The organism is Xenorhabdus eapokensis (assembly GCF_001908105.1).
On sequence record NZ_MKGQ01000003.1, the window covers coordinates 229,010 to 245,992 of the forward strand.

Consider the following 16,983-nt stretch of genomic DNA (forward strand, 5'->3'; position numbering starts at 1 on the left):
ACATAGATCACGAAACATATAACCGAATGCAAAAAAACACACTTTTTGCTTAATTACATTGATTGATTTTATACGCCAATGGTGATTTCACAAATAAATTAGCGTTTTATTTTAATTCTGTTTACTTTTCACCTTTCTATTCTTTTCATGATCAAGTAGCCACTTTTTGATATCCAGCCCACCGGTATAGCCCACCAATTTACCATCATGCCCAATCACCCGATGGCAAGGCACAATTAATGACAGAGGGTTGCGTGAATTCGCCATACCGACTGCACGACAATAATTTACCGATCCCAATGTTAGTGCCAATTGTTTATAACTCCACATTTCGCCATAAGGAATTTTACAAAGTTGCTGCCAAACACGCTGTTGGAATTCAGTTCCCTGCATACTTAAAGGAACGGTAAACGTTAGTCGTTTCCCTTTAAAATATTCCTGCAACTCTTTCGCGCACTGCTTGGTTATCACACTCTTCGATTCTAATGCTTTCTTTTCATTGACGAAATAGATACTGGTTACTCCTTCATCGTCCGCAGTGATATACACATAAGGCTTGGGAAATCCTTCTGGAGTATTCAGGTAATGATGATACATAAACTACCTCCATTTAATTTATTATTAAAAATTTCAGTACTAGCCTAAATCTCTCATTCATCAATTTGCAATGATGAATTCGGTTACACATCTGACAATTTGATAAAGAAATCATCGCGCCCTCTGACAATTAAAATTATGGCTCTGCCAATAAGTTATGACATTTTATTTTTAATGCCACCGATTTAAAAAAGAACAAAATACCACATATAGATAAAACAATTAAATTAAACTCTACATATAGTATAACTTTCATAATTAAATTATCTCAATATAATACAGATATATTATTTTTTATTATTATTAAATAATATAGCATCCAGAAATTTTACTAGAAGTATTACCATTTATGGCAAACACAGTGACATGTCATTGACCGATTCCAAGTTAGAAAACGGCAATCGAGAACGAGTTCACCTAAAAGCCAATTCACCTAAAAGAGATACACTACACTGTTGCCAATCAACTCAATGGTGAGAAAAAGCCAGTTATACCCAAGTATTAACCGCGTTCACTCACAAACGGTGTGAAGATCATCTTCGAGTCACCCAACCCTCTGGTTCTTTTTTGCAATGAATGACTATTTCCTATCCCCGGAGGGGTGAAATAATGAATCAGGCACAATGGATTTAAATTCCATATCTATTAGCATGCTGTTTAATATAAAAACTCATTAACAAATAATCTGCACATATTCAAAGCATAGAAAATATATAAAATAAATATCGCATACTGAATTTCAATTCCACACCATGCGGTTAATCAATGATAAAAAACAATAAATATACATGAAACATGCTATTGTTATAGCAATATTTATACATCGCAAAACTCGATTTCAAACCTGCAAAATAGGCTTATATTTACTAATCAAAAAAATATATTGTGATGGCAATTTAAACCCATCAATTTTTCATGAGCTTTTCCATGATTAGAATATGCGTCATCAGGCACTTCAAAAACAAGCATAAAAAACCAAAAAAGTTATAAAAATCAATAAAAAACCAGAAAAAAATTAAATCCCCCCATGATGATGACTTTTTTGTTTTCTGAAAAAATCATTTACCCAGTTGAATTTCATTAAATTAATGCTCAGAAATTTACTTTACCACCCCAATATTATGTCATGGTAAAACATAACCTTTTATTAATGATGTTAAATAAAGGGTTGTCAGTACATTTTAATATGTTAGGGTATATGTTGGTAAAAATATCAGCGGAGTAATTAAACGCAATATATCATCAACAACAGGAAAATATTATTCCATGACTGTTAAACTTGAAGTTAAGAATCTCTATAAAATATTTGGCAATAATCCTGAGCTGGCATTTAAGTTATTAGCGTCTGGTCTCAGCAAAGAACAAATACTTGAAAAAACAGGTCTCACCGTCGGTGTTCAAGATGTCAATCTGGCCATTGAAGAAGGCGAAATATTTGTGATTATGGGATTATCTGGTTCAGGTAAATCCACACTAGTACGTCTTCTCAATCGTCTGATAGAGCCTACCAAAGGCCATGTACTTATTGACGGCAAAGATATTTCCATCATCACAGAAACTCAGCTACGGAATGTTCGCCGCAGCAAGATCAGCATGGTCTTCCAGTCATTTGCACTCATGCCACATTTGAACATTTTGGAGAATACGGCGTTTGGTATGGAGCTTGCTGGCGTCCCCAAAGAAGAGCGTCATCAAAAAGCGCTTGAAACGCTACAACAAGTCAATCTCGAAAGCTATGCTCTATCCTATCCCGATGAACTTTCCGGCGGTATGCAGCAACGTATTGGGTTAGCCAGGGCTTTAGCCAACAATCCCGATATTCTGTTAATGGATGAAGCCTTCTCAGCCCTCGATCCTTTGATCCGTGCCGAAATGCAAGATGAATTACTGCGCTTACAAGGGGAGCATCAACGTACTGTTGTTTTTATTTCCCACGATTTAGATGAAGCCATGCGTGTCGGTGATCGCATTGCCATCATGCAGGACGGTATTGTTGTTCAGGTCGGCACGCCTGATGAGATTATGAATAGCCCTGCTAATGATTATGTCAAAACATTCTTTCGTGGCGTGGATGTTGGACATGTCTTCTCAGCCAAAGACATTGCCCGCCGTCGGCCAGAAACATTGCTGCATACCGCGGCAGGTTTTGGTCCCCGCTCTGCATTGAAAGTGCTGGATAATGAAGACAGAAACTATGGCTATTTAATCGAAAAAGGCCAAAAGTTTATTGGCGTGGTATCTGTTAATTCCCTGCAACGGGCATTGGCAGAAAAAAAACCCATTGAACATGCCATATTGGAAAAACCAACCGCCGTTTCAGCAGATATTCCGCTGAACGAATTGATATCCACTGTCGCGCAATCTCCCTGCGCTGTTCCTGTCACAGATGACAATAGTCGTTATTTAGGTGTCATTTCCAAAGGAATATTGCTACAGGCCTTAGATAAGGAGGCGCCCAATGGACAATAACTCTCCACAGATAGTCACGGATCCCAGCAACAGCAGTGATCCCTGGATGGACAGTGGCACCGCTGTTCCTTCATCAAACCACGATTGGCTGAATACTTCTGCAACCAATATTCCTCCAGAGCACTTTAATTTCATGTCACCTTTTCAGCATAAGCTCATTCCGTTTGACTCATGGGTGACCAATATTATTGATTGGGTTGTCGTTCACTTCCGGCCTGTTTTTCAAGTCATCCGCGTTCCAATCGATTTTGTCCTTAGTGGTTTTGAACAGTTTCTGATGACATTGCCCCCTCCTATCACCATTTTGTTTTTTGCATTAGTGGCCTGGCAAGTTGCGGGGGCAGGAATAGGCGTGATTTCTTTAATTTCGCTGATCATGATCGGTGCAATTGGGGTATGGTCAGAAGCTATGATAACCTTGGCTCTGGTGCTAACTGCCCTCCTGTTCTGCCTTATCATTGGGCTTCCTCTTGGGATCGGATTGGCTCGCAATGAACGGTTAGCCAAAATTGTTCGCCCCTTACTGGATGCCATGCAAACCACCCCAGCTTTCGTTTATCTCGTTCCCATCGTAATGCTGTTTGGCATAGGTAATGTACCCGGCGTCATCGTCACCATCATTTTTGCGTTACCTCCCATTATCCGCCTGACCATTTTGGGAATAAAACAAGTGCCATCAGATTTAATTGAGGCCGCCAGATCATTTGGGGCGAGCCCACGGCAGATGCTGTTCAAAGTCCAACTGCCGTTGGCGATGCCTACAATCATGGCGGGGGTAAATCAAACATTGATGTTAGCACTTTCTATGGTCGTTATCGCTTCCATGATTGCGGTTGGCGGCTTGGGGCTGATGGTATTGCGCGGTATTGGCCGTCTTGATATAGGATTAGCAGCCATTGGCGGGACAGGAATTGTCATTCTTGCCATTATCCTTGATCGCCTGACTCAATCCTTGGGCAAAAATCATCGAACCAGAGGGGGGCACTGGTATCACTCTGGGCCAATAGGATTACTGCGCCTGCTTTTTCTCTCAATTCGCTCAATTAAGAAAAAAACCGCTCATCAAAATCATGCCGGTCAAAATAATACAGCCAAAACAATATCCGACCTGGCAACAAAAGGAGGAAACAGCCATGCGCATAATCACCGTATGCAAAGAGATCATGAATAAGAGGATAATTTTCGCAGCACTTCTCATGATATTTATGAGTCTTTTATTATCCTCAATAGCATCTGCCACTGACCTTCCCGGCAAAGGTATCAGTGTACAACCGCTACAAAGTACAATCAGTGAAGAAACATTTCAGACTTTGATTGTCTGCAAGGCCTTGGAAAAACTTGGCTATGACGTCAAACCGATCAAAGAAGTGGATTATAACGTCGCTTACACTTCGATTGCTTCTGGTGATGCCACATTTATGGCCGTCAATTGGGTACCGCTCCATGATGCCCCATACAAAGCTGCCGGAGGAGATAACATCTTCTATCGCAAGGGAAGTTATGTTGTCAATGCGGCTCAAGGGTATCTTATTGATAAAAAAACCGCAGAAAAATATCACATCACCAATATCGCTCAATTAGAAGATTCTCAACTTGCCAAACTGTTTGATAGTAATGGAAATGGAAAAGCAGATTTGACAGGCTGTAACCCTGGATGGGGGTGTGAAAGAGCGATCAATCACCACATAACTGCTTATGGATTGAAAAATACCGTGGAGCAAAACCAAGGCAATTATGCGGCTATGATGGCTGACACTATTGCCCGTTATCGGGCAGGTAAACCTATCCTCTATTATACCTGGACACCTTACTGGGTGAGTGATGTACTGAAACCCGGAAAAGATGTCATCTGGCTTCAAGTCCCCTTCTCTGCTATCGGTGAGGGAGAAACCCTCAATACCCAGTTGCCTAATGGCCGTAACTATGGCTTCCCACCCAGTACCATGCATATCGTGGCAAACAAAGCGTGGGCAGAAAAGAACCCTGCGGCGGCGAAACTTTTTGCTGTTATGACCTTACCTATTGCTGACATCAGTGCTCAAAATCAGCTCATGCATAACACTAAAATTTCCGAGGCTGATATTGAACGTCAGGCTGAAGAGTGGATCAAAACACATCGGAAAACGGTAGATGGTTGGCTAAAAGCAGCCAGAAAAGCCGCTCACAAAGCATAAATTAACCTTCCTTCATTCTGCACCTGGATAGCCGTGAAGACATTAATAAAACTCACGACTATCCAGCACACACTCTTCTATCATTATCAACTCCTTTATTCCCAATGATATTATTTAAATAATTTATATATTTTATATTTTCACTTTCATCATATTTTGTTAATGTTGTTTTATCTGTTAACAAAAAAATAAAATACTCCATGTCAATGTCTGATAAGTCTGTACCTGATATACCAATATCTGATACATCAGAATCTGAGAATCCTCTGCCAAGCAAGGCTTCTTCATTTAAAGACGGTATTTGGGATAGTCTCCCAATCGCCATTGGCTATATTCCCGTCTCTTTTGCATTTGGCTTAAGCGCGACTAAACTAGGGTTTACCCCCGTAGAAGCCATATTTTTTTCCTGTGTCATTTATGCGGGCGCCAGCCAGTTTGTCATCACGGCTTTGCTCAGTGCAGGAATGTCATTGTGGTTTTCTGCGCTAACTGTCATGGCAATGGATATCCGCCATATTTTGTATGGCCCTGCCTTACGTTATCGCATCAAACAAAAATTATCGGAAAAGAAAACTGTGATTTGGGCATTTGGCCTGACTGATGAAGTTTTTGCCGCAGCAACAACCAAATTAATTAAAGACCAACGGAGTTGGAGTGAAAACTGGATGGTTGCCATTGCAATATGTTCCTGGCTCTCTTGGGTGCTGGGTACTGTAGCTGGGGCCATATTGGGTAATGGTTATTTAAGTTCTTATCCAGCTATTGAAGCTGCCATGATATTTATGCTGCCGGCGCTATTCTTAAGTTTTTTGTTAGCATCTTTCAAAAAACAAAATACCTACTGTGTTATCGCTGCTTTATTAGGTGCATTAATGGGAATCACATTTTTTTCAATTCCTATCGCCATTCTTGCGGGGATCGTGAGTGGATGTTTAGCCGCACTTCTGCAAACTAAAAATGCATGATTAGAACCTTACATAATTAACTCATTATATGATTGATAATAAAATACTTCTTATCGGATTCATTGTAGGCGCTGCCAACTTTTTATTCCGCTATCTTCCTCTGCGGCTGGGTGTCAATCGCTCACCGACAGAAAAAAAAGGAAAAATGGGCGTCATACTCGACAGCATTGGTATTGCATCAATTTGCTCACTCCTTATCGTCTCAAGTATTCCTGACGTCATGAAGGAACACAGCAAATTTTTTCCGACTTTAATTGGCTACCTAACTATTTGTCTGTTTTTCTATAAAACTCGAAGCATCATTATTTCAACACTGTCTGGTGCCGTAGTTTTTGGAATAATATTCAAAGTATTTATGAATTAGGTATCAATATTAAAAGAAATATGATGATAATAAATAACTATAATTGCTAAATTTAACTTTTAATATAGTATTTGTATGGTTTTTAACAAAAGTTACTTTACCGGTTGAAACTAATAAGGTATCTAAACAATGGAAAGTTCATTCACTCCCACAGAAGAGTTACTTAATTGCCGTGTAGCACAGCAAAAAAGTTTACCCTATCAAGAGATATTACTAACTCGCTTATCCATGCATGTCCAAAGTAGACTTCTGGAAAATCGCAACAACATGCTGAAAGCACAAGGAATCAATGAAACCTTGTTTATGGCTCTGATGATTCTGGATACCAAAGAAAGCCGTAGCATTCAGCCATCAGAACTTAGTGCTGCATTGGGTTCTTCCCGTACAAATGCAACCCGAATTGCAGATGAATTAGAAAAGCAGGGCTGGATAGAGAGAAAGGAGAGCCATAATGATCGTCGTTGCCTCCATCTTCATCTCACAGAAAAAGGTTCGATTTTCTTGAACAGTTTACTTCCACCACAGCATGAATGCCTGGTTAAGCTTTGGTCTATCCTGGACTCAGAGGAGAAAAAGCAGTTAGAAAAATTGATGAGAAAAATTTTGGGGCAACTAGATAGTGTGGGAGATTGTTTAAGTCAGTGATTGCCCTTCTTCTGGATGGTTTTGAACCAAGAAAACATGTTATAGCAACATGATCTAAAAAAACTTTTCTACTAGCCTGTATCATCAGATACTTCGTATGGCTAATTATTATCTTCAGATAATACTTAAATCCATATCGTTCGTCTCTTCCAGTAGTGTAAGCGCACACTACTGGAAACGTGTTTCGTCCTGTCGGGGCCACACATTAATAATAAGTCAAAAACAAATATGGGGACTCTCCATGAGTATTAGTGAGAAAACATCACTTCCTTCTACCGAAAAACCCTCTCCTGAAAAGGTGAAAACAAAAAATAGTGCTAAAAAACAGAAACGCCGCCGTATCATTACGTTATTGACGTTTTTTTTCCTTCTGCTTGGGGCTGGCTATACTGTTTACTGGTTTCTCACTTTACGTCACCACCAAGAAACTGATAATGCCTATGTTACAGGTAATCAGATACAAATCATGTCTCAAATTGCGGGTAGTGTTGTGACGGTCAATTTTGATAATACTGATTTTGTGCAAAGTGGTCAGCCTCTCATCCAGCTCGATCCCCGTGATGCCGAATTAGCTTTAGAAAGAGCTAAAAATGAATTAGCCAATACTGTCCGAATCACCCATCAACACCTGATCGACAGTAAAAGATATCAAGCCATCATTGAGCTGAAAAAAATTGCGCTTAGAAAAGCCCAACATGATCTTAAGCGACGAGAAATATTGGGAACTCAGGATTTAATTGGCAAAGAAGAATTGCAACATATGCGCGAAGCTGTCTCTGCTGCCCAAGCTGATCTGGATGTCGCAATCGCTCAATATAAAAGTAATCAGGCCATTATTCTGGATACTCCGCTGGAAAAACAGCCAGCTATCGAAAAAGCAGCCTCTGGCGTCCGTGATGCCTGGCTCACCTTACAGAGAACCAATATTGTCAGCCCTGTTGATGGTTATGTCGCTCGTCGTAGCGTTCAGGTCGGTTCCCGTATTAATTCAGGAACACCTTTGATGGCAATTGTGCCTGCCAACAATATGTGGATTGAGGCCAATTTCAAAGAAACCCAACTGGCAAATATGCGGATTGGTCAGCCAGCAACAATCATCAGCGATTTCTATGGTGACGATATTGTCTATACCGGCAAGGTTACCGGTATCGATATGGGAACTGGTAGCGCCTTTTCCCTATTACCAGCGCAAAATGCCAGCGGAAACTGGATTAAAGTCGTACAACGCTTGCCTGTCCGTATTGAACTTGATCCTGAACAATTAAAACAACATCCCTTGCGGATTGGGTTATCAACAAAAGTTACCGTGGATACAGCGAACACCGATGGAACTGTACTGGCAACCACCGAACGTACTCTTCCGGCCTATCAGACCAATGCCTTGACGATAGATATGGCTCCTGCAAACAAAATAGTTACTGACATTATTAATAGTAATGCAGGCAATCAAATTTAAGGGGGGTTCATGGTGACAAGAGAACCGCTTACAGGTGCAAAACTCGCCCTTTTGACCATGACTCTTTCAATGGCGACGTTCATGCTTGTTCTCGACTCTACTATTGCCAACGTCGCCATACCGACGATTGCTGGTAATCTGGGTGCGTCAAGCTCACAGGGAACATGGGTGATTACCTCCTTCGGTGTCGCAAACGCAATTTCCATTCCAATTACCGGTTGGCTAGCGAAACGCTTTGGTGAAGTCAAATTGTTCCTCTGGTCTACCGCAATTTTTACTCTTTCATCTTGGCTGTGTGGTCTTTCCAACAGCCTTGGCATGTTAATTTTCTTCCGTGTTATGCAAGGAGTGGCCGCGGGTCCCGTACTTCCTCTTTGTCAAAGTTTGTTGCTAAATAACTACCCACCAGCGAAACGAAACATGGCATTGGCGCTATGGTCGATAATGATTGTTGTTGCCCCCATTTGTGGGCCTATTCTTGGTGGCTATATCAGTGATAACTACCACTGGGGATGGATCTTTTACATCAATATCCCCCTTGGCATTGCCATTATCTTTATCATCATGCAACTATTGCGTGACCGAGAAACAAAAACAGAAATCCGCCCCATCGATATTATTGGGCTGTTTTTGTTGGTGATTGGTATAGGCAGTTTGCAAATTATGCTTGACCAGGGCAAGGAACTTGATTGGTTTAATTCCACCGAGATTATTATTCTTACTATTACTGCTATTATCGCGCTTATTTTTTTGATCATATGGGAATTAACTGATGATCATCCGATAATCGATCTCTCCCTGTTCAAGCTACGCAACTTTTCTATTGGTACGCTGAGTATTAGTCTCGGCTTCATGATGTATTTCGGTTCAATTGTTTTATTGCCACAGCTATTGCAAGAAGTTTACGGCTATACTGCAACTTGGGCGGGCTTTGCGGCCGCACCGATAGGATTGCTTCCACTGTTATTGTCCCCCGTTATTGGCAAGTTTGGTCATAAGATAGATATGCGCTATATCGTGACATTTAGTTTCATCACTTATGCTATTTGCTTCTATTGGCGGGCATATACCTTTGAACCGGACATGGATTTTGCTGCTACAGCATGGCCACAGTTTGTTCAGGGGCTTGCCATGGCATGTTTCTTTATGCCGTTGACAACCATTACATTATCAGGCCTAGCGCCAGAACGAATGGCTTCAGCTTCCAGCTTGTCAAATTTTACCCGTATATTGTCTGGTTCAATCGGGACATCCCTCACAACCACAATATGGACACAACGTGAGTCGATGCACCACTCGAACCTTACGGAATACATCAACCCATATAACCCTAATTATCAGCAAATACATCAGCAATTAACTCAATTAGGCATGAATGATGAACAAATCTCCGCTTATCTGGCAAAACAGATCACTCATCAAGGATTAATTATCTCTGCCAATGAGATCTTTTGGCTTTCAGCAAGTATATTCCTTGTTTTGACATTATTGATCTGGCTGGCAAAACCGCCTTTTTCTGCCGGAGGTAAAGACCACGGAGGAGCGCATTAAACTTGTTACATTGAACCTGGTGAGCTTAACTTAATAGATAAAGGAATAAGGCTCTGACTATTTAGTCAGAGCCTTATTAACAATGAAAAATTAAACCTTATTCTGACGCCACCATTCCGCCAGCATAATACCTGTTGCAACAGAAACATTCAGGCTTTCTACTCGACCCGTTCCACCAATAGAAAGACGAATGTCACCATCTTCCCAAATGCTGTCACTTAATCCGTCACTTTCCTGTCCCAATACCAAAACCATTTTTTCTGGTAATGTTGCTTGTGTCAGTGTTGTACTACTTTTATGACTTGATGTGGTCACAATTGTGTAACCTTGGTTGCGAAATTTATTCAGCGTAGCCGTGAATCCATCCGCATCAATGCCTTTGATGTGTTCAGCGCCCCCTTCTGCTGTACGAACAGCCGCACCGGATTCCAGCATCGCTGTATCCTGTAAAATCATACCTTGCACGCCAAAATGCGCACAACTACGCATAATTGCACCAAGATTATGTGGATTACCTACATTTTCCAATGCCAGCACACAATCTTTTGCTGGTGCCTGCTGCAAATAGGTTTCCGCATCCAAGCCATTACGCTTCTTAATCAAAAAACATACGCCACCGTGGTGTTCTGTACCTGATGCTTTGGAAAGTTCTTCGTCGTCAACGACATGATAAGCTTTGCGATTTGCCGCCATCCATTTCAATGCATTGCGAAAACGCGGCGTGACCGATTGAACAAACCAGGCCCGAACAATCGCATCGGGACGGTTCTGGAACATTGCCTGACAAGCATTTTCCCCATAGATGCGGGTTTCTTCCAAACGCTGACGACGAAGCTGTTCAGGATCAATGTTGCTTTTACCGCTAATACCTTGATGCTCTGGCTCAAGAAATTCACTCTCTGGACGGGAGACCGTTCTCCACGGAGAACGATCACCTAAGCGCTCTGGGCGTTCACTGCCACGACGGCGGTCACCCTGATCACGCCCTTTACCAAACGGACGGTTATCACTCTTACGACTGTCACTGTTTTTACGGCGATCTCCGCCTTTACGGTTATCGTTACTGTCCTCATTATTGCGGACATACATTACTTTGACTTTGCCGTTCTTACCACTATAGGAATCGTTCATTTATTTCTCCAACTGCGTTATGGCGCGAAGATTACCCGATGTACGCGCCCGAAGCTACCTCTGGTAACGACAATCCATTAAAATATCCGCTAATTTTTTACTGATTTTATCCACGAACATGTTTGAGTTCTTAAATGAGAAATAACAACGCCGTTTATCAGCTTCGCCAACGTCGGCTTGCCCGCTCTACTCGCCCTTTTCTGGCAAGGGGATGCCGAGTGCAGCGTTGCCTGCATTGTTTATTACCCCAAAAAAAATGTCTGTGTGAAATGATTTCATCTGCAAATGCAGAAAGCCGCTTCTGTCTCATCATGTTCGATACTGAACCTATGAAACCCAGTAATACGGGAAAGTTGATTGCAGATATTCTGCCCGATACGATGGCTTTTCTCTGGTCTAGAACAGAGCCTGATCAACAACTGCTTAAAGTATTACGTGATCCAACCCGACAACCCTATCTGATCTTCCCAGACAGTTATGCTATGCCTCCTCGTACGGTATATCAGAAACTCCCTGCTAACCAAAAACCACCGCTGTTCATTATATTGGATGGCACGTGGCCAGAAGCAAGAAAAATGTTTCGCAAAAGCCCATATTTGGATGATATTCCCCTATTGTCTATTAATAATATTGCCAAAATGGACTATTTACTTCGGATACCCTCCAGAACAGAACAACATTGTACTGCCGAAGTCGCGGCTGCGGCACTAGAATTGGCAGGAGATATTAAAGCGTCACAGTCATTATTGAACCATTTCAATCATTTTCGTGAACAATATCTGGCAGGAAAGTCTAACCATCTGTAGGGATAATTCACAGTAATGCTTGACAATCCGCGCTAAAGTGACTGATGGTGGCTAAAGTTATTCATAGTAATTGTTTAATCAACAGTGATTGTTATTGATGTGATAACTGATAAGGAACTCCAGAAATGAGCCAGCGCGGACTTGAAGCATTGTTACGCCCTAAATCCATCGCCGTTATTGGTGCTTCTGAAAAGCCAGAAAAAGCCAGTTCAGTGTTGATGCGAAATTTGTTAATGGGTGGATTTACAGGGCCTATTCTCCCCGTAACACCAAACAAAAACGCCGTTCTGGGTGTGTTAGCCTACCCTTCTATCGATAAATTACCACTCTCTCCTGATTTGGCTGTGATCTGTACTCATCACAGTCGCAATTTGTCTTTACTAGAGCAACTGGCTCAACACGGATGCAAAACCGTCATCATTTTATCCTCCCCGCCATCACAATTTACTGAATTGAAACAGTGCAGCCAAAAACATCATCTTCGAATTCTGGGACCAAATAGTCTTGGCATCTTAGCTCCCTGGAGCGGGCTAAATGCCAGTTTTTCCCCAATCCCTATCCTTAAAGGTAAACTGGCTTTTATTTCACAATCAGCAGCAATATCTAACACAATTTTGGACTGGGCCAATCACCGTAGTATTGGTTTTTCGTATTTTATTGCTTTAGGTGACAGTGTTGATATTGATATTGATGACTTACTCGACTTTTTAGCCAGAGACAGTAAAACCAGCGCCATTTTGTTGCATCTCGAACATATTAGTGATGCACGCCGTTTTCTTTCTGCTTCCCGCAGTGCTTCACGCAATAAACCTATTCTAATCGTGAAAAGTGGCCGTACCCGACAAGTTCAGAAATTACTAGGAGAACAACAAAATTTCGATGCTGCTTATGATGCAGCCATTCAACGTGCCGGATTACTGCGTGTACAAGATACACATGAAATGTTCTCCGCAGTGGAAACATTAAGTTTTATGCGGCCATTGCGCGGAGAACGTTTATTAATCGTCAGTAATGGTGCAGCACCAGCAGCAATGGCGTTGGATGAACTAGTCAGGAGAACTGGCAAGCTCGCTATATTAGGTAAGGAAACGATCAATGGATTGTCTGGTATACTTCCAGACACACTGCTTTTACGTAATCCATTGGATATCGGTGATGACTCCTCCACCGAACGATATATTGCTACGCTCAAGTTACTTTTGGATAATCATGATCATGATGCCTTATTGTTAATCCACTCTCCTAGTGCCATATCCCACAGCCAAACTACAGCGGTACGGGTTATACAAACCATTAAAGAGCATCCCCGTGGAAAATGGCTCACTATTTTCACTAATTGGTGCGGAGAATATTCTTCGTTGGCAGCACGACGCCTGTTCAGTGAGGCAGGTATTCCGACTTATCGGACGCCAGAAGGTGCCATTACCGCCTTTATGCATATGGTGGAATACCAACGAAACCAAAAACAATTAAAAGAAACCCCCTCCTTACCTATTGGCATCACATCGAATACGGCTAGAGCCCATGAATGTATACAGAAAGCGCTTAATAACGGGAATATCCAACTGGATACCCATGAAGTACAACCTATTCTCGATGCTTATGGTTTAAATACTTTACCGACTTGGATCGCCCATACCAGTGATGATGCGGTCAATATTGCAGAAAAAATTGGCTATCCAGTGGCATTAAAACTCCGCTCCCCTGATATTCCACATAAATCAGAAGTTCAGGGCGTGATGCTTTATTTGCGCAATGCTGATGAAGTTAAGGCCGCCACACAAGCGATTATTGAACGTGTTAAACAAAACTTTCCGCAAGCCAGGATCCATGGATTATTAGTACAAAGTATGGCTAATCGGGCTGGTACACAAGAGCTGAGAATTGCTATTGAACAAGACGAAATATTTGGTCCTTTAATCATGCTAGGCGAGGGAGATATCGATTGGATACATGAAACTCAGGCGGCTGTCGCTCTTCCTCCCCTTAATATGGCATTAGCCCGTTATCTGGTTATTCAGGCAATTAAGAGCGGCAAAATAAAATCGGGTGGTTCACTTTTGCCGCTAGATATTCTTGCTCTCAGCCAGTTATTGGTCAGAGTCTCTAATCTTCTGATCGATTGCCCTCAAATTATTCGTCTGAATATCCATCCACTGCTTGCATCAGGCGATGAGTTTACTCTGTTGGATGTAACAATGGAGTTAGTGCCAGTAACAGGTGATCCCCGTAATCGATTGGCTATCCGACCTTATCCTAATGAACTGGAAGAAACCATCTATACCAAAGATGATTTTGAATGCTTGCTACGACCAATCTTGCCAGAAGATGAACCTTTACTGAAAGCATTTATCGACCAGGTAACAAAGGAAGATCTTTATTACCGCTATTTCAGTGAAATTAACGAGTTTACCCATGATGATCTCGCCAATATGACCCAAATTGACTACGACCGAGAAATGGCATTTGTGGCAGTCCGCCACCCGACAACAACACCTGAAATTATTGGTGTCGCTCGTGCTATGGCTGATCCCGATAATATCGAAGCTGAATTTGCGATATTAGTTCGATCAGATATGAAGGGGGTTACGTTAGGTTATCAGCTTATGACTAAACTGATTAACTATACAAGAGAACATGGTATTCAGGCATTAACAGCCATCACTATGCCTGAAAATCGTAATATGATCCAACTTGCGAAAAAACTTGGGTTTACCATTGATCTACAGTTAGAAGACGGTATTGTTAATCTTATGTTGAAACTCTAGCAAAAAAATCAATTCAATATGCATCTCGTGATGAGTGATAAAAAATGCTCACTCCGTGATAGATCGCACAGTCTTAAAGCAATCAGCTCAAGAGAGTTAATTCATACTCACAATAGACCAAACTAATGGTATCATCGCCAGATCATTTTGATTCATACACCTTATGATGGATTAATTCCATCTAGACTAAGAGAAAAACGCACTGTGATGTTGTCCAAATTTAAACAAGCAAAACACCAACAACACCTTGCACAACTGCCTAAGCTACCGCAATCAGTTGCTGACATTGAGACACTTTATGAATCTAAAGTATTTCGCAGCACCTTATTAGGACATATAAAAAATGCCCAAAAGCATATTTATATCGCCGCATTATATTTAGAAAACGATGATGCAGGGCGAGATATTCTGACTGCATTATATGAAGCCAAACAAAAACGCCCTGCGCTGGATATAAAAATTCTAGTCGATTGGCATCGTGCCCAGCGTGGCCGTATTGGTGCGGAAGCTGCGGCAACAAATGCAGATTGGTACTGTTCTATAGCTGAAAGCTACCCTGATGTCAATATTTCCATTCTGGGTGTTCCAGTGAATACACGTGAAGCACTGGGGGTTTTACATCTGAAAGGCTTTATCTTCGATGATACGGTTATTTACAGCGGAGCCAGTATTAATGATGTCTATCTGCACCGCCATGAAAAATATCGTTACGATCGTTATCATTTGCTGCACAATGCAAAACTTGCCTCGGTCATGAAGCAATTTATCGATGACAGTATTATTAGTGCAGAAGCCGTAAAAGATCTCGCTTGCTACAATCGCCCTCGTAGCCTTGAAATTAAAAATTTGATCCGCCAATTTCGTGCTTCATTAAGAAATGCCGAATACCACGTTGAAAATCAGGCATCAAATGAAGAATTGGCAGTAACCCCCCTGGTAGGATTAGGCAAAAAGAATCTGCTAAACAAAACAATTTGTCATCTTATGTCTTGCACTGAAAACAAGCTGGTTATCTGTACACCTTATTTCAATTTACCCGCAGTGTTGGTACGTGCAATATCTCGCCTGCTCCGCCAAGGCAAGCAAGTTGAGATTATCATTGGAGACAAAACAGCCAATGATTTTTATATTCCACCAGAGGAACCATTTAAGATCATTGGTGCATTGCCTTATCTGTACGAAATTAACCTGCGTAGATTTACTAGTCGGCTGCAAAAGTTTATCGATAGCCAGCAATTGACTATCCGGTTATGGGAAGATCAAAATAATACTTATCACTTAAAAGGGATCTGGGTTGATAATAAATGGCAATTAATTACTGGTAATAACCTTAATCCTCGCGCATGGGGATTAGATCTGGAAAATGCCATTCTTATTCACGATCCCCACCAAGAGATGAATGAGCAACGTGCAATGGAATTGGATTGCATTCGCACTCATACAAAGGTTATTCACAGTTATCAGGAATTAGAAAGTATTCAGCTCTATCCTGTTAAGGTACGCAAGCTGATACGACGCTTGCGTCGTATTCGAGTGGACCGATTAATCAGTAGAATACTGTAGAATAGATAAATAATTATCGTTTTTTTGAATCCCCTCTCGCTATTGCCTGAGGGGTTTTTTTATCTTATTTATCAAACGGCTATGATTTAAAAAATAAATCATGGCATGAATTACGATGAAAAAAACATCATCACTCTGATACGAAATATATTAATAATTTTTCCTATCCTATTGAACACTTCTTGTTCCAAGATACGTCAGGTAAATGACAACTGGAAAGGAAAAGATAAAATACAACATTTTTTATTTTCTGCAATTGTAGCTGCCGCGGGTAGCCCAAACGCAAAAAAGCCATCCGGTGACGGATGGCTTCTCTGACTGATTGAATGTCTGGCAGTTCCCTACTCTCGCATGGGGAGACCCCACACTACCATCGGCGCTACGGCGTTTCACTGCTGAGTTCGGCATGGGGTCAGGTGGGACCACCGCGCTCTTGCCGCCAGACAAATCCTGTTTTCAATCCCGAACAAGCTGTTTTCTCTCTCTGAAACTTT

General features: G+C 41.5%; 13 protein-coding genes and 1 rRNA gene. 11 read left to right on the forward strand and 3 right to left on the reverse strand.

Going from position 1 to position 16,983, the window contains the following annotated elements; all coding sequences use genetic code 11:
* Positions 1-111: 111 nt before the first annotated feature.
* Positions 112-597 (reverse strand): methylated-DNA--[protein]-cysteine S-methyltransferase, encoded by a 486-nt coding sequence (locus tag Xedl_RS37675; protein WP_074022329.1) that lies wholly within the window; start codon positions 595-597, stop codon positions 112-114.
* Positions 598-1,863: 1,266 nt separating this feature from the next.
* On the opposite strand from Xedl_RS37675, the gene proV reads away from it, so the two are divergent.
* The 8 genes from proV to emrB all read left to right on the forward strand — a co-directional run bounded on the left by proV (position 1,864) and on the right by emrB (position 10,221).
* Positions 1,864-3,066, forward strand: a complete 1,203-nt coding sequence (gene proV, locus Xedl_RS37670) for a glycine betaine/L-proline ABC transporter ATP-binding protein ProV (protein ID WP_074022328.1) — start codon at positions 1,864-1,866, stop codon at positions 3,064-3,066.
* On the forward strand, positions 3,056-4,237 hold the full coding sequence (gene proW, locus Xedl_RS37665) for a glycine betaine/L-proline ABC transporter permease ProW (RefSeq protein ID WP_083600253.1): 1,182 nt from the start codon (positions 3,056-3,058) through the stop codon (positions 4,235-4,237). Before proV ends, proW begins: the two co-directional genes overlap by 11 nt.
* Complete coding sequence (proX, locus tag Xedl_RS37660) at positions 4,230-5,240, forward strand: glycine betaine/L-proline ABC transporter substrate-binding protein ProX (protein WP_074022578.1); 1,011 nt, start codon at positions 4,230-4,232, stop codon at positions 5,238-5,240. The genes proW and proX overlap by 8 nt, the downstream gene beginning before the upstream one ends.
* 200 nt (positions 5,241-5,440) lie before the next feature.
* A complete protein-coding gene (locus Xedl_RS37655) occupies positions 5,441-6,205 on the forward strand; it encodes an AzlC family ABC transporter permease (RefSeq protein ID WP_083600252.1) in 765 nt (254 codons plus the stop codon).
* 28 nt (positions 6,206-6,233) lie between these two features.
* Positions 6,234-6,569, forward strand: coding sequence for an L-valine transporter subunit YgaH (ygaH, locus tag Xedl_RS37650; RefSeq protein WP_074022327.1), 336 nt, complete (start codon positions 6,234-6,236; stop codon positions 6,567-6,569).
* Between the two features lie 129 nt (positions 6,570-6,698).
* Positions 6,699-7,214 carry a transcriptional repressor MprA gene (gene mprA / locus Xedl_RS37645; RefSeq protein WP_074022326.1) on the forward strand — a complete coding sequence of 172 codons (516 nt, stop codon included), beginning with the start codon at positions 6,699-6,701 and terminating at the stop codon, positions 7,212-7,214.
* A 241-nt stretch (positions 7,215-7,455) separates the two neighbouring features.
* A complete protein-coding gene (gene emrA, locus Xedl_RS37640) occupies positions 7,456-8,670 on the forward strand; it encodes a multidrug efflux MFS transporter periplasmic adaptor subunit EmrA (RefSeq protein ID WP_074022325.1) in 1,215 nt (404 codons plus the stop codon).
* Positions 8,671-8,679: 9 nt separating this feature from the next.
* Positions 8,680-10,221 (forward strand): multidrug efflux MFS transporter permease subunit EmrB, encoded by a 1,542-nt coding sequence (emrB, locus tag Xedl_RS37635; RefSeq protein ID WP_074022324.1) that lies wholly within the window; start codon positions 8,680-8,682, stop codon positions 10,219-10,221.
* 90 nt (positions 10,222-10,311) lie between these two features.
* On the opposite strand, the gene Xedl_RS37630 is transcribed toward emrB, so the two are convergent.
* Positions 10,312-11,352, reverse strand: a complete 1,041-nt coding sequence (locus Xedl_RS37630) for a tRNA/rRNA methyltransferase (protein WP_074022323.1) — start codon at positions 11,350-11,352, stop codon at positions 10,312-10,314.
* A gap of 134 nt (positions 11,353-11,486) precedes the next feature.
* On the opposite strand from Xedl_RS37630, the gene Xedl_RS37625 reads away from it, so the two are divergent.
* The 3 genes from Xedl_RS37625 to pssA all read left to right on the forward strand — a co-directional run bounded on the left by Xedl_RS37625 (position 11,487) and on the right by pssA (position 16,489).
* On the forward strand, positions 11,487-12,158 hold the full coding sequence (locus Xedl_RS37625; protein WP_074022322.1) for a tRNA-uridine aminocarboxypropyltransferase: 672 nt from the start codon (positions 11,487-11,489) through the stop codon (positions 12,156-12,158).
* A 125-nt stretch (positions 12,159-12,283) separates the two neighbouring features.
* Positions 12,284-14,926, forward strand: coding sequence for a bifunctional acetate--CoA ligase family protein/GNAT family N-acetyltransferase (locus Xedl_RS37620; protein WP_074022321.1), 2,643 nt, complete (start codon positions 12,284-12,286; stop codon positions 14,924-14,926).
* A gap of 204 nt (positions 14,927-15,130) precedes the next feature.
* The gene (gene pssA, locus Xedl_RS37615) at positions 15,131-16,489 is read left to right on the forward strand and encodes a CDP-diacylglycerol--serine O-phosphatidyltransferase (protein ID WP_074022320.1); all 1,359 of its coding nucleotides are present in this window, start codon (positions 15,131-15,133) and stop codon (positions 16,487-16,489) included.
* A gap of 328 nt (positions 16,490-16,817) precedes the next feature.
* On the opposite strand, the gene rrf is transcribed toward pssA, so the two are convergent.
* Positions 16,818-16,933, reverse strand: a 5S ribosomal RNA gene (gene rrf / locus Xedl_RS37610).
* Between the last annotated feature and the right edge of the window lie 50 nt (positions 16,934-16,983).